The sequence below is a fragment of the Flavitalea plasmicola genome, assembly GCF_030546645.1.
Lineage (GTDB): Bacteria > Bacteroidota > Bacteroidia > Chitinophagales > Chitinophagaceae > Puia.
In genome coordinates this window covers 44,652-60,295 of sequence record NZ_JAUOTO010000006.1, presented here as the reverse complement: position 1 = coordinate 60,295, position 15,644 = coordinate 44,652, and the positions used below count along the sequence as shown (strand labels likewise).

General features: G+C 42.9%; 12 protein-coding genes. 11 read left to right on the top strand and 1 reads right to left on the bottom strand.

The annotated features are described in order from the left end of the window. The 9 genes from Q4E93_RS22000 to Q4E93_RS21960 all read left to right on the top strand — a co-directional run bounded on the left by Q4E93_RS22000 (position 1) and on the right by Q4E93_RS21960 (position 13,269). Positions 1–555 (top strand): hypothetical protein, encoded by a 555-nt coding sequence (locus tag Q4E93_RS22000; protein ID WP_303588945.1) that lies wholly within the window; start codon positions 1–3, stop codon positions 553–555. A 21-nt stretch (positions 556–576) separates the two neighbouring features. After that, on the top strand, positions 577–1,536 hold the full coding sequence (locus Q4E93_RS21995) for an RHS repeat-associated core domain-containing protein (RefSeq protein WP_303590086.1): 960 nt from the start codon (positions 577–579) through the stop codon (positions 1,534–1,536). A 9-nt stretch (positions 1,537–1,545) separates the two neighbouring features. After that, the gene (locus Q4E93_RS21990; protein WP_303588943.1) at positions 1,546–2,001 is read left to right on the top strand and encodes a hypothetical protein; all 456 of its coding nucleotides are present in this window, start codon (positions 1,546–1,548) and stop codon (positions 1,999–2,001) included. Positions 2,002–3,102: 1,101 nt separating this feature from the next. After that, positions 3,103–6,693: an RHS repeat-associated core domain-containing protein gene (locus Q4E93_RS21985; RefSeq protein ID WP_303588941.1), complete on the top strand. Its 3,591-nt coding sequence runs from the start codon at positions 3,103–3,105 to the stop codon at positions 6,691–6,693. Then, on the top strand, positions 6,693–7,178 hold the full coding sequence (locus tag Q4E93_RS21980) for a hypothetical protein (protein ID WP_303588940.1): 486 nt from the start codon (positions 6,693–6,695) through the stop codon (positions 7,176–7,178). The genes Q4E93_RS21985 and Q4E93_RS21980 overlap by 1 nt, the downstream gene beginning before the upstream one ends. A gap of 1,013 nt (positions 7,179–8,191) precedes the next feature. Continuing rightward, entirely contained in the window at positions 8,192–9,322 is a 1,131-nt protein-coding gene (locus Q4E93_RS21975; protein ID WP_303588938.1) for a ligand-binding sensor domain-containing protein, read from the top strand. Positions 9,323–9,455: 133 nt separating this feature from the next. Beyond that, the gene (locus tag Q4E93_RS21970) at positions 9,456–10,055 is read left to right on the top strand and encodes a hypothetical protein (protein WP_303588937.1); all 600 of its coding nucleotides are present in this window, start codon (positions 9,456–9,458) and stop codon (positions 10,053–10,055) included. Between the two features lie 536 nt (positions 10,056–10,591). After that, positions 10,592–11,716, top strand: coding sequence for an acyltransferase family protein (locus tag Q4E93_RS21965; protein ID WP_303588935.1), 1,125 nt, complete (start codon positions 10,592–10,594; stop codon positions 11,714–11,716). Positions 11,717–12,993: 1,277 nt separating this feature from the next. Continuing rightward, a complete protein-coding gene (locus Q4E93_RS21960; RefSeq protein WP_303588934.1) occupies positions 12,994–13,269 on the top strand; it encodes a hypothetical protein in 276 nt (91 codons plus the stop codon). Positions 13,270–13,298: 29 nt separating this feature from the next. Here the strand turns inward: Q4E93_RS21960 and Q4E93_RS21955 are convergent, their stop codons facing one another. Continuing rightward, positions 13,299–13,724, bottom strand: coding sequence for a cyclic nucleotide-binding domain-containing protein (locus tag Q4E93_RS21955; protein ID WP_303588932.1), 426 nt, complete (start codon positions 13,722–13,724; stop codon positions 13,299–13,301). A gap of 376 nt (positions 13,725–14,100) precedes the next feature. Here Q4E93_RS21955 and Q4E93_RS21950 point away from each other — a divergent pair, with 376 nt between their 5' ends. Both Q4E93_RS21950 and Q4E93_RS21945 read left to right on the top strand, forming a co-directional pair. After that, entirely contained in the window at positions 14,101–14,682 is a 582-nt protein-coding gene (locus Q4E93_RS21950) for a Crp/Fnr family transcriptional regulator (protein WP_303588930.1), read from the top strand. Between the two features lie 119 nt (positions 14,683–14,801). After that, on the top strand, positions 14,802–15,617 hold the full coding sequence (locus tag Q4E93_RS21945; protein WP_303588928.1) for an RteC domain-containing protein: 816 nt from the start codon (positions 14,802–14,804) through the stop codon (positions 15,615–15,617). Positions 15,618–15,644: the final 27 nt, after the last annotated feature.

The window sequence follows — 15,644 nt, the reverse complement described above, 5'->3', positions numbered from 1 at the left end:
ATGAAAACATATCGAAATGCCGCTGTAGTACTTTTATTATTCCTTTGTGAATTCGCGATTGGGCAAACAACTATAGCGAGTGCGGTAAAATCGATGTTCGTTGACCAAAAAAAAATCTACAAAACAAAGTCAAAGTCTATTAGGAAAGAATATAAGTTGCTGACAGAAAGTATTCCGACTGTACAAAAGTATTTATTAGCGTCGCTTCATTTTTTAGATTCTACTATTTTACCAGGCGATTTAAATGTAAATATTTTTGAAGGAAGAAACGAAACATATGGAAACATTTACGGTGTGTTATGGTGGGCTGATGAATATTATGAGTTTGCTCTTCAAGACAAAATGCGCATAGAGAAGAAGACGTACAATAATCTCTCTGATGATAACAAGAAGATAGTAGCATCTTTTTCAGACTGGCAACTGCCGATATTTAAAAATAATGAATATGATACTTCTATGAGGATTAGAGGTGACGACATTTGCCAGGTCTATTTAGCATCAAAATATAATCCTAATCTAAAACAAAAAGCTAAGTCAATAGGGTTTTATTACTAAAAGGACTTGTAGAGGCCGTTCATAGAAGAAAGTCACTATTATCCGTTTGGGTTGACGATGGCGGGGATTTCTGATAAAGCCCTTAGGAGCAACTACGCGCAAAATAAATTTAAGTACAACGGTAAGGAACTGCAGAGTCAGGAATTTTCGGATGGGACTGGACTGGAGGAATATGATTATGGTGCGAGGATGCAAGATCCGCAGTTGGGAAGATGGTGGACCCTTGATCCTAAAGCCGATCTAATGAGGCGACATTCTCCATATAATTTTGCTTTTGATAATCCTTTGAGGTTTATTGATCCGGATGGTAAAAAGCCTGAAGATATTTATATTGATAGTAAAACAGGAAAATACTTAGGACAGGATGGTGCCACAACAAATAATATTCGGGTGATTCGGGGTGGTGATTTCAATGATATAAAACAGAATTCTTCCGGAACCACTAGCTCGAGTGCGACCCAACAATTGCAATCACAGAGTAGTATTGTAACAATAAATCAAAATAAAATTACCTTCGATGTACAGAATGTAAATAATGAGACGCAACAACACGGCAAAGAAAACCAAGCAATTTTGATTTTAAAAATAGACAATTCCAAAGACATTCCAACGGCGCAAGTGACTTCTGTCAGAGGACCTGAGGGAGATGCCAAGAACACGTATTTTGATGTCAAAACAAGTAAAGACCCCGATAATCAAACCAAGACGTATGGTGGAGTAGGTAATATCTTTTTGGGTCAGATACATGGACACCCTACATTGACAGGTGGTAAAGAACAAAACACTCCGGGCACTTCAGATAAAGATGCCGAGACTGCTTATAGTTCTGGTGGAACGATCTATGCTTTAGAATCCTTTGCTGTCGGAACCAGCGTTCCTGTCGACAGGTTTACGTCAACCGGGGTCAGGACTAATAATGTCGGGTGTTCGGACAACTTTGACTTCGGCCGGGATGCGCTTAATATATTTTTGAAGAGATAAATAGTTTTTATGTATAAATGGATTCTATTTTCAGTGCTCCTATATGGGTGCGGGCCTTCTCGGGAAGATTCTATTGCTGGCTACAATCATTCTGAAATTGTGTATACTTTCCCTTTGTCAGTCACCCAATTATTAGCAAGCAAGATTAAAGAGAATAGTGATACTCTGTTTTTTGAATTGAGTCGTGACAGCGATTTTTTCACCATTGAACTTCATCAGGCTAATAAAAATTTCCCTAATTATAGGTGGCTATCTTGTTCCAACAGAAAGGTGAAAATTGGCAACTCGTTTTTTCCACTACTAATTTCCTACGATTACAGCTACGGTGTAATTGAGACCCCGGCCGAAATACTCGCAAGAGCAAGAGAAAACAAATATTTTCCCTATACAAAAATTTATAACCCCGGGGAGCCTTATTATATAAAATTTGATAACAATGGCCATGTAACGTATGCTGGGCGATAACCGAGATTATGCAAAATGATATTAAAATGAAATTTTTACTTACCAGCGTAACAGTAATATTGTCTCTTGCGGGTCATTCACAGAATAAAATGCCTTCCAATGACAGTGCAATTGTCTACGTGCTGCCATACCATGTTGATTCTGTTCTAGCCCATTCGATTGATGGCGGGAATTATTTTTTTTATTTGGGAGGCGGAGGTAAAAGTTTCTTGATCAGGTCTTTTAGAATAAATGGTGACAAATCTTTCTCAGATTGGCTGAGAAACACGAATAGATACATTTTTTTGGGACAGAAATTCTATCCAATTCTATTCGAAACGGATGAAAGATTCGGATTTATAAGTAATAAGCATTTCGATAAAGTGAAGCGAATGAATCGAAAATGGGTCTCGCCTAGATTCGCAATTTCCACTATTCAGTTTAATTATCACGATAGCATAATTAGTATTTCCAGGAAGAAATAGACCTGAAAAATGGGCTTGCGTACAACCATATCAGCTCTTTGACATAACGGAATCTCCCCTACTTCTGTCGCTGCCTTATTTTACCGAAAGTAAGTTGCAACCGAAGCTATCCTGCGTATTTGCAGCAAGCAACACCGCCAGGGAATGGCCCGGGAAAATACAGCAGCGGACATAAAGCCGCACATCCTGCTATCGGATGTTGAAAGAGAAAGTGGCCAATGATGTTTGCCTGCCAGCAAAACGAATCCATCCCGCAATAAATGCCGCACTCGCACAGTGTATCTGCCAGGGTCAGCCCTGCCGCGTAGACGCCTTATTTTGGGAAAGGAGATCCAGCCGCAACAGTTCAGTGGCATACCCGCCGAATTAAGAAGTAATGCTGAATGATACCCAAAATACAGCGGCGGAGGGGTTAGGGCTGCCCGGCGTAAAAAGAAGGAAAGAAGCACAGGATGCAGAAGGCCTTATAGTACTTCACTACAACCCGCGTGAAGGATGGCAGCGGTAGCCCGCAGGCCACAGGCCGAGGACTACAAGCGAACAGCCTGACCCGAAGGGACACGCCCTGATAATAAAATAGAGGCAAAAACACCTGGGACAACCTTGAAGGCCTGTGCCATGGACAGCCTGGGTAAACATGATCTACGATCAAAGAGACCGCCAGGTCTTCAGCCAAGATGGCAATATGAGGGCAAGGAATCAATGGATGACGACAATGTACGATGCATTGAACCGCGTCACAACCACCGGCATGATCACCTATAGCGGGAACCCAAGCCAGTTGCAGCAGTACGTCACTACCCATACAGGCACTGGCACCAGCGGTACGGTGACCGTCAATGGAACGACCCCTTTTTCCCTCCCCCAGGACGTCAACCTGGTGGATCCGGCAGCCACTGGTGATTGGCGGGCGCTGAACTCCATCACGCTGGATAATGGTTTTGAAACGCAGAACACCGTGGACTTTACGGCTGAGATCGTCACGGGCACCACCACCGGCAATGCTTTTAGCAACACGCTGCCAGTCCTGGATAATCCCTTGCCCACAAACGCAAATTTCATTGCCCTGACGATGACTTTTTATGATGACTACAGCTATACTCCGGACAAGCATTTTACTTCCTTTTACAATTCTTTTCTGGATGCCGGGACCAATCAACACGCAGAGCTGCTTCCCTCCACGAGCGATCAGGCAGCCGTCCAGACCATCGGGCTTGTGACAGGGAGCAAGGTGCGCGTGATCGAAGACCCTAATGATCTCACCCAAGGGCAATGGCTGACGACCGCCAATTTTTACGATGATCGCGCCCGGGTTATCCAGACCCAGACTGACAATTACAGGGGTGCAACAGATAAGGTTACCAACCGGTATAATTTTACGGGACAAGTAATTTCGAGTTTCAATCATCATCAAAACCCGGCCGCCCTAACCAACAGCAACACGCGGATCAAGACCAACCTCAATTACGACCACGCGGGAAGGCTGTTGGAAGTCTACAAAAGTATCAACGAGGCCGACAGCACCAAAAGGCTGATTGCCCGACACGACTACGACCAGATGGGGCAGCTGAAACAAAAGCACCTGGGGCAACTTCCTGCGGATGGCAGTTTCCTGGAGACACAGGACTACACCTACAATATCAGAGGCTGGTTGAAGGGGATCAATAAGGACTATTCCAATAATGACAATAGCCACGGCGGAAACAATCGCTGGTTCGGGATGGAGCTGAGTTATGATTGGGGGTTTGGGTCCAATCAACTGAATGGAAACATTTCTGGTAATAAATGGCGCAGCAAAGGAGACGGGCAACAGCGGGCATATGGCTTTGGTTATGATGCGGCCAGCCGTTTGATGTTTGGAGACTTTAACCAGTACACGGGCAGCTCCTGGGATCGGAGCTCCGGTCTCGATTTCTCCACGGTGATGGGCAATGGCACCGACCCGAACACCGCATACGACGAAAATGGCAATATCAAGGCAATGCTGCAGTCGGGCTGGCAACTGGGGGGTAGCCATCCTATAGACTCGTTGAGCTATACTTACTATACCAATAGCAATAAGCTGAAGAACGTCATCGACGGCCGGAACGACGCGCAGACCACGATGGGCGACTTCCGCACTTCTTCGCTCAGTCCCTACAATACAGGAAAAACCAATACAGCCATCGACTATGTATATGACATCAATGGCAATATGACCAGGGACATGAACAAGGACATCGGCAACCAGTCTACGGACGGCATCATTTACAACTACCTGAACCTGCCTTGGCAGGTGAAGGTTCGCAGTGCTACAGGCACAAAGGGGACGATCACTTACATCTATGATGCGGCAGGCAATAAGATAAAAAAGACGACGGTGGACAGCGCAGGCAGTATGCAAACGGTCACCACCTATATTGGACCATTCCAGTACCAGGGCAAGCGGGCAACAGGCGAGAATAACGGCGCTCCAGCTGACACGTTGCAAATGATCAGCCAGGAGGAAGGACGCATAAGGGTCGCTTCCGATACTGCGGGCGGACAAGCAAAGACTTCTTTCAAATACGATTACTTCATCAAGGATCACCTGGGCAATATCCGGATGGTGCTGACAGATGAACAGCAAAACGATCGGTACCCAGCTGCCACCATGGAACCAGGCGCCGCGGCTACGGAAAATTTATTTTACAGCAAGCTGGATAATACCCGGACAGCTTTACCGGCGGGATACCCCTCCGATACGACAACCAACCCGAACCAAAATGTAGCACGGCTGAATGGCGGCACTACGGGACCCAAGATCGGACCGGGCATCACACTAAAGGTCATGGCAGGCGACCAGTTCAGCATCCGGGCCAGCAGCTGGTACAAGCTCAATGGTACTTCTCCCGGAACACCCGCCAATCCACTATCTGACCTACTGGCGGCGTTGATCAGTGGAGTAGGCGCTCTTCCGGGTGGGGGCCATCCTTCTTCGGCCGTGTTACAAGCCAATAGCACTCCGTTGAGCGATAATATTTCGGAATTCCTGTCAGATATGAACGCCTCTACCATTAGTACCCGTCCCCAGGCTTTTGTGAATTGGGTGCTTTTCGATGAGCAATTCAACTATGTCGCAGAAGGCAGTGGTTTTGAGCAAGTTGGTAGTGATCAGGAATTTAAGAAACACGTTCGCCTGAATCTGCCGGTCACAAAGAGTGGATATTTGTATATTTACCTTAATAATACCACACCCAATATTGATGTGTTCTTCGACAACTTACAGGTGACGCATACGCGAGGGCCTCTACTCGAAGAAAATCACTATTACCCATTTGGGCTGACGATGGCAGGGATTTCTGGTAAGGCCATTAAGAGCAACTACGCGCAAAATAAATTTAAGTACAACGGTAAGGAACTGCAGAGTCAGGAATTTTCTGATGGGACTGGACTGGAGCAGTATGATTATAGTAGTCGTATGCAAGACCCACAAATAGGCAGATGGTGGGGAATCGATACTAAAGCTGATCAAATGCGGCGAATGTCACCTTATAACTTTACATTTAATAATCCGCTTCGATTTATAGATCCTGATGGAATGTCTCCAACGGATATTGTTTTAAATGGAGATAAAAAGGGACAAGAGGCGTATTTGGCAATGCTTCATAACGCCACTGGAAATATTTATTCAATTGATGAAAATAATAAACTTATTAACAATGGGACTGATGCAGATTTTAAAGGAACTAAGTCTGCAATTTTAAGTCAAATAATCCAAAAAGGTATCGACTCGAAAGATACTTATGCTCTGAGTTTGGTAGGCAGCAATGGTGATGATAAAACTGTATTTATCGACAGTTATAGCGACAAGAAAATCGATGTTTCAGACCTAGGAAAATTAGGTGAATCAAGTACTGCTTTCCAAGGAGCTGCTATAGGACATTATTTAAACGAAGTGCAGGATGCGTCAGGAGATTTAACTTCTGCACACAAAGCCAGCTTAGTAACCGAAGGAAAAATTTATGGAGAGTTGAGCGGGGACAAGACCATAACTTCAAGAACTGAATATCCTACAGGTGCCGCAAAAGACGGATACCAGGGTGTAATTTATGAATATAACGATGCCAATAAATTTGAGCTTCAGCAAGGTGCAGTATCGAGAACAGTGACTACTAACGAGTTTAATGGCGTAAAAGTCCCTTTCCCAGTCAAAACAGTCATAACAGAGCATACTGGAGAATTGAAATCAGTTAAAAAAATTCCATAATGAAAAAAATAGCTTTCTACAGTGCTTTGACACTAATAGTTTGTAGTTGCAAAGGGCAACTGCAGATTAAGGGACGGTATGAAGGGAATGTTTATAAAGAAACCTTAAATGACAGCTTTATTAATAGTGAGCTGCGCTTTATTAATGGTAGTGATACCGTAAAGCTGAACCTGAAACTTCCTTTTGACCGGGATAAACGCCAAGTGAATGACAGGGGGATCTTCTATAATTGCCATCTTAAAAAGGATACGGTGTATTCTATAACCCTTAAGACAATCTGTGCTGCGGACATAGTTGATGTACCGGTTTGTTATTATAAGATAAATACTATTCCTGACGTGAAGGAATGTTTCCGGTTTACCGAAGTGGCGAAGACGACAGAATATAGAGATATCGGGAATTACGGTAAGTATGTAGATATGGGAGGGGTGTTGTATGAGATTGTCAGATTGAGTCCAAATAGCAGCTGCTATTTCCAACATTAATAAGCCATTTGACCTTAAGACAGGAGCCATGTGACAATAGTCTTCCCTGCATCGTGATTCGGACCGTTGGGGGCATGACAAGCAATGATGATGTTTTGGGAACGGGACTAGGAAGACATGAGTATCGGGCTGCATTTTTTGAGAATCGGATTAGAGAAGGATTGGGCGAAAAGTTTCGTTCTGATTATAGTTTCAAACGGCCGATCCACAGCGACCGCAAGGAATAGCGCATCTATTAAATGAAAGTGGCTACCCGATTTATGTGCCTCCAATCGCTATTCCCACTTCGTTAAAATATTTAAATATAAATCTTATCTGTTAATGAAACACACACAAGCTATCTTTTTCCTTTTCATGACAATTCTAGGTTGTCAAGGAACAAAACGAGTATCATAAAATATATATGTGGACGAAAAAAATAGACTTAATTACAAAATGGATATTCCTAAGGGGTACGCTATGCAAAATGTATATTATCCTGACGAACACAGGGTGACCAAAATGTTTGTATAACCGGATAGCATAGGTCTATACTTCTCTGATAATGTTAGCCCTGGTCCCGGCGCATTTTACCCTGACGCGTACAAAAAATATGGACGAAATATAGGTCTTGTTTTTTCATATGCGGATACTTTCACAATTAACGGTATCGACGAAAATGGACGGCTGTGGGAGGATAGAAAGTTGAAGTATGTCGTATATGGTTATCGAAAGATGCCCGTCAACAAGAAACAACAATTTAACAAAATACTAAATAGTATTAGCATTAAGTCGTTCTGAAGGTATTTATTAACGAGAGAGCAATTTGGTGTTTATCTATACCATCTTGAAAAAAGGATTGGCGTTATTTAGATAAAATATATACAGTCTCATTTTAACTGGTGTTAGATTGGTAATGTGATCAACCATTTCAAAACAAGGATCGCAGAAAAAAAGAGAGAGCTGTAAATCTGACGTCTCTGGTTTGAGTCATCAGGATAATAAATTATACAAGTTAACTAATTCTAATAAATATGTATTGTAGCAGACACTTTATCCGGCGTGCTCGTGTATTCAAAAACAATACCGCACTTTACATAATATTACTGATTTTCTTTAAAGCAAATGCTCAGCCCGATACAGCGCAGATCGCACACGTTAATAAAACAAATGAGAGCTACCTCTCCTTTGTAACTTGTGAAAATAAGGCCTTCGTTACAACTAAGAATGGGAAAATAGTCGTCTGGGATCTAACCTTACAGGATACAATTCATTTTGCTCCTCATGATACATCAGATTGGTTTACATGCCTTGCCCTAGATAGACAAAACCAGGTGTATGCAGGCACTAGTAGAGGGGAAGTTTACCGAATTAACACATCATCGTTAACGCCAACTTTAGTATTGAATTCAAAATACTTTGTCTTCGCCATTTGTTTCAATTCCAATAACAAAATGCTATTGGCTGTGAAATATGCTATCTATGACCCGTACAAACGTAAAAGTTGGAGCGGCTTTACAAGTCATGCTAGTGGATTAATTTATAGCAGGCAGAAGTTTTTCTCGGCACCGCAATTCGACTTTCATGATAGCAAAGATAGATGGTGGCTATGTGCAAGCCATGGGGAGTTTGGAGGGGATGTTCAAATATTTGATACAAAGAACGAGAAGATATATGATAAGAAAATTGAGAGTATAGTATTTCCGAATCTTACCCCTAAATCAGTCTTCGAAGACACTAGTGGCAATGTATATATCACATCCGGGTTACAGCACTTTATGAATTTTGGAGAAATTTATCGAATTGGGAATGACGATGTCGCAAAGAAAATATTTGACAGTGATGTTTATGCTAAAGAAGAAAAGGAATCGGACTCTGTTGGAGGGTTATTCATAGGGCCTGGGGTTTATAATAAATTTGATGGAAATATATACTTGTACACTTCAAATGGTATTTACAGGGCCATGATGTTTTCAGATGGATCGATAAAAAAGCTTGAACCTATATTGAACCCTTCGTTGCATTGGAGTAGGGAACCTCTTGCAATAGGAGTCGGCATGGCTGTTCATCAAATGGCTGTTACTTCTGATAACAAATTAATCTTTTTGACGGAAAATGACGGATTGGGAATATATGATTGGAAAAGACTAACGCTGTTGAGATAGGGAAATAGATATTTACTCTTTTCTCCGCAGCTGCAGGGACTAATTATACCCTAGACGCTAAGGGCGGATACCAAGCCTAATTATGAAAATAACGATGCTAGTATGTTTGAGCATCAACATTAAAAGCAAAATTATGAGACTATTATTTGCGGTAGCAATATTATTGACCGTCACCAGGACGAGAGCTCAAAATGATACACTAAGAAAAGAACCCGCTCCGGATTTTAAGAATGCCGGAGAACAAGAAGATTACTGGGCTAAAGAATTGTTTGAAAATAGCTATGCAAAGGAAAACTTTAGTAGATATACCGGGAAGATTGTTATTGTAAATGATAATACATTCGGGTATGGTGATAATATCATAAAAGTACATAGCACAAGCGATGAACTAAAAACCATTTTCAAATTAGGTATTATCAATTCGGCCATTTTTGGGGGCGGGGAGAATGTAAAGAAACCCAGTATTGATTCCATGACAATAGCGGAGAGAACTATTTACGGCCTTATAAGGAGTGACACTTTAGCTATTTCGGATGTGGAAGAATTAAAATTCCTTAACACTTCGTCTCAAGTTAAAAGATTCAGATTTTTGCTATGGAGACCTGGATTCGCAAATCCAACGCTGTACTTTTTTGAATTGACAAACGATAAGGCGAATAAAAAAACAGGATTGGTGAATTTTATAAGAGGATCGCAGCTGACCCTTATTAAAATGCGTTCAATATTGATTTAACGCCTGTGGTGCCAGGAGGAACGGAACAGCCACCGTCGACTCACAATTCATCCTGATCTATTTTCTTTATCGCTAGTACAATAGACCTCCAAACGTGTTTCTAATACCTCGTGTGTCCAAGCATCAGCAACTTATAGCCAGTCTATAAGGTAATGGAATTTGCCTCCGGAAAGGCTAAGAAGTAACTTCCAAACCCTTTGTTGCAAGTACTGCCGAAAAACCCTTCCACCAAATTTTTATAAGCAGATTTACCATGCCGTGATCAATAAAACGATCCGAAAGCCGTCCTACGCGCGTTTTGGATTGTGGAGCCAGGCCCGCGCTCAACATTGCTCTAATGTGGCATTAAGCCACGTCATTGGGAAAATCGGCAAGGAGCAAGTATTACAATTAGTAGACGAACCAACGCCACTCTGAAAGAACTCGTCACCAAACTATGCCACGAGCTGGCGCCCATTGCATTGATTATACGCAACCGGATAAACCCGTCGGAATGCACGGATTTTCGAGATATATAAATTTGATTTTGTACAGATATGAAAACTTATTTTAAAAACTTTGACGGTATCCGATGGTATGCTGCGGGTATCGTAATGTTCTTTCACATCTTTGCGCTTAAGCATTCTACATACGCGGGCATAGAATCTCACATTCCAATGGAAGGCATGGGAAAAGCTGGAGTGAATATTTTCTTTGTGCTAAGTGGTTTTCTTATAAGCTACCTGCTGTTGGACGAGATAGATACAACGGGGAAAATTTCGTACAAATCATTCTATATGCGCAGAGTGTTGAGAATATGGCCACTTTACCTGGTCGTTGCCTGCGGATATGTACTCTTGGCGCCACTGGTTTGTAGTCGGCTGAATGTCCCGTGTTCTACCAACTATGCGAGTGTTGTCGCTAACATGCGCTTTGTGCTAATGTTCGCCGTAAATATACAGATGATGCTGGCAGGAAGCAGTTCTGGAAGCATTCACGAGATAAACTGGTCGGTCTGCGTGGAGGAGCAGTTTTACCTGGTGTGGCCTTTCATGCTGTTTGCATGTAGAAAAAGACCTTTATTCCTCTTCATTTTTGCGGTAGCTATTGCATTTATTTCAGCAGGGATGACCAAATTGATACCTGTCATTATGAAGCACCCGCTAACGAGCGAGTCACTAGCATACATGTACCGTCTGTCAGTAACAGGCAAGATGGCGTACTTCGGTGTAGGTTTCCTAATGGCATATATAAGAAAGAGAAATGTGCCGTTGGGCTCTTTGTTTAACAAAAAATATCAGTGGATGGCCATAGGCTTGATACTTGCACGCAACTTTTATTCCAGGCTTGATATGCTCGATGCTTTGCTGTTCGGCTACCTGATCATGGCCGCATCCTCGGAAGGTTTTGTTCTCAACCTTGATAGAGTTGTGCCCAGGTATTTGGGAAAAATATCGTATGGCATATATCTGCTGCACCCTGTCATAGCGAAACTTATATTGATCTTGTATCTTAAGATGGGCATAGAGTCAACGGCGTGGAACTATGATTTCTGGTACCCCGTAAGTTGTATAACAATGTCAATATGTTGCGCATCCTTATCATACACGTTCTTTGAGAGCTACTTCCTTAACAGGAAAGCTAGATATGAAGTCGCTAGGTTCGGTATGCTGAAAGCATAGGTTCAACTAAAGACGGCACTTTTGTAATGAAACGCGCCAATGGAAAAATTAAATCAGCAAAACACTAAGAAACCGTACAAGGGCAGGGTATTACTCATACGATAGGGTGCGAGCATAAAAGCCGTCCTTCTACCCGGAGGGATTCTACGATTCATGTATAAGCCGACTATCCATGCGTACAGCGGAAGTGGCAAATGTATTGTTGAGTAGCCAGCCATTGAGCTGGATTGATCCGATATTTTAGTTAATATTCTTTCGTATGAAATATTTGTCTATAGTTCTCTTCTTTTTATCCTTTCAACCCACTAACAGGGTGATCCGGGGTAAGTTGATAGCCAACCAACCAAAATATAGCGTTGATCGTGTAGAAGTGTTATTCTACAGTCAACAGCATTGCCTCATTAGCCAATCACGCACGGATGAACAGGGAAATTTTACCTGCCCTATTAAGAAAATATATAAAGAGGTTTATATTTCCTACAAAAGAATAGGAGTTGCTGAAACATATCTATCCCGCTGTCCTGAAGTAGACAGCACATTCATTATATCCTTGCCAGTACCTTTTAAACGGGACAGCCTGGGGAAAGCAATCTGCCCTTTGTGTCTCCGGTCGGACAAAACGAAAAGGATTTTACCCGGAGAATCCGTGCAAATAGTAAGGTCAAGCTTTTCCAAGGCGCCGAATTCTGAGGATAGTGTATATTATACAGGTACTTGCGACTGGACCGAATTTGACCCTCACTATTATTGCGAAAGAGACCATATCAAATTTGGTTGCGAAGGGGGCCATTGAGGACCTATCATATTCCAACCGGCAGATATGGGACAAGGCAAAATCCACGGAAGAAAACACTCAACCCATCCCACCTGTACTGCCACCATTCGGCCCGGTGGAGACGAAGGTTTCCACTATTATATAAGGGAAGGGCGCGCGGACAACACCCAGCACCGGACACAAGAGGCTGAATGATGAGCAAAAAGATCATCAGTCTTGTTGGTTATTCCAGTTTTTTAAATAACTTAGCAACTATAAGGAAGTCACTTCCTTGTAGTTGCTTGCTGGTTCCTCAACTGTGTCTTTCCATCCTTTCATGTCATTGTCAGTCCTTGCGATTGAAGGATTTCCATTTTAAATTTAAATAGACGTCGATGTATATTAAATCATCGTAGGAGGGGTTTAATCATTTCATAAATGCTGGAGAACAAAAAGACTAATGGCTAAAAGTTCCAGGATCACATACTCGAATAAGGAGCGGCAGGCATCGCGGGACTCAAAAATGAAGCATAAATTCAATTCATTGCGAAATGAGTTGGAGGGAGGAAAGATCAGCAGCTTTGACCAGGTGTTTGCCATTGTCAGCGAGACCAGGTTGGCTACGGAATTGAATATATCCTTTTATACTTTCAGAAAAAAGATCGACGACCCCGGGGAGTTCACTATTACGGAAATGATGAGGTTTGCGGCGCTGATCGGCATCCAATATGAGATCATTCATGCCTTTATCATGGAACGGGTCAGGGCGAAGGGTAAAGTGAAGGTCTTCAAGGAGTGAACGGTGAGCTATTTAGGTTGTCGGGGGCTTTACTTCCTCAATTCGCGCAACACCTCCTTCGACACACCTAAGTAGGCCGCAATATCCCCAGGCTCCGCCAGTTTCAGCACCCAGGGTTGTGTGGCCTTCAAATGATCATACCGTTCCTGGTCGGACATGGTTTGCAGGCTGCGCAGGCGGTCTTGTACCTTCTCGTGGTACAAGCGCCGCATTTCCCTGTAATAGACGTGGCTCTCGGGAAATTTCCGTAAGGTCTGGATGATCATTGTATGGGTGAAGGTATTGCCGCTGACCTTATCCAGTCCTTTTAGATTTGAGCGGGGATGGCAACGCACCGCAAATTCGCCGGGGCCGAAAAATAGAGGAATGATCACTTTGCCGGGGACCCCAATGTCCAGGACCTCCATGATATGCCCTTTTTCGATAAAAAAGGCGGTAGGCGTTGTAGGTTTCACAGATGATCCTGGTTTTTTCCCCTGGATAAAGCCGGCCATAGAAATGAGAGTGTCACTAAGTGTTGATCGAAGCATGATAAGGTATTTATGAGCTGCATATTAGCAAACCGGGCACTCAATAATCATAAGAATTCTTATGTTTTTTTGCCTGGTAAGAATTGCTTAAGGCAGAAATGATTAGCTGAATGAGATAAGGATTTGTATTTATCCAAAATAAGGAATACGCTTACCCGGCATAATAATTTTTTGGAGGTCATTGGCTGTTCTTTATTTTACGGAACTGTATAATCGAATTAATACCTCCCTGATCCATAACCGTAGTTGTACTGACCGTTCATAGACAATCCTAATTAGTATAACCAAAGCCTTATTCAACATGGATCAACTATTCCTCATTTTTGACAATATTAAAAAATTGTCTCCCGCCCTAAGAGCCTACCTACAAAGTTGCCTGAAAAGAAAAGAAGTAAAAAAAGGCGAGATCATTCTCCGGGAGGGCCAGGTCGCCAAGCACATTTATTTCATCGAGGAGGGGATCGTAAGAAGCATCCGGTACAAAAAAAACAAGGAAAGAACGCTCTGGATCATGAGAAAGAACGACCTCTTCGTATCTGTCAGGAGTTTTTTTTCGCAAAAGCCGGCGATAGAGACGATTGAAGCGTTGAAAGATTGCGTATTACACTACATCTCTTTCGAGGAGCTTGAAAAAGCCTACGACGATTATCCTGAATTCGACCGGCATGGAAGGAAGATCCTGCAAAATTATTATGAACTGAGCGAGGAACGGAATGACATGAGGGACCAGTCCGCCTATGACCGGTTTGTATTCCTGATGACACATCAGCCGGAACTGGTGGAAGATGTCAGTGATTTCATACTGGCCAGCTACCTCTCCATGACCAGGGAGCACTTTAGCGTACAGAAGAGGCTCTATGCCAAACGGAATAAGAAGAAATAAACGTTCCTCCCGGTGCTAACGCTATCCCGTTAAGAATGTAAGAAATCTTATTTGCCAGGGATGTAACAATTAATAATTTCAAATCAAGCAAATTTTTAATTCAATTTAATCGCTTGATCATGGAGACGTTTGTTGCATCCCTGCAAAATGAGGTGCGGGATAGGCTGAATAATATCGGTCCAGAAGTGGACCGCCTGCAAGAGTATTATAAGAAAATGGAAGTGGTGGCGCATGCCATCAAGAAGCTGAGGCATCATGTTGCCCTCCATCCTTTTACAGACAAGGCTACTGAAATACAATATTTCAAATCCTGGTTACCTAGATTTGGGAAGCAATATGTCTATTTCCTGGCCTTGTTCAAGCTGGAGCATAACAGAGATATAAATGATAGCGACGACTTCCTGGAATACCTGCAAAACGAAAAGGAATCGATAGCTGAATTTTTCAGGAGCAACGGGGAATTTCACGCCTATTGCCATTCCGGAAGCAACAGGAAGGACGATGTTTTGTTTAGTCAAAATTATTTGCCGGGCACGCCCGATCTTTGGATGGTAGACGAATATTATTGTGAGGCCAGCGATATCCTGGCGCAGCTGCTGGCTTTTGAAAAATATAAAAACGTTATCAACCATGAGATCCGCCTGCTTACAGGGACAGACGAGCGCAGCGAGCCCGATGATGAGCAATGGTTGGGGACAGAGGCGGAGATCGTAGAATTGATCACCGCGCTCGTTGCCGCGGGACTGGTGGGTTCCGGGGGAAAGCCTGTTACGATGGCCCAGGGCAAGATCTGGGCAGAAAGGAAATTTAATGTTGAAATCAAAAATTTCAATGTCACAGATAACAACAACCGGAATCGGAAGAAGTCAGCTACGCCCCTGTTTGATAAATTGATCCGCGCGTATAACGACCGCAAGGATCGGCTTGACCCATAGACGATGCGATATTTTTTAATCCCTTCT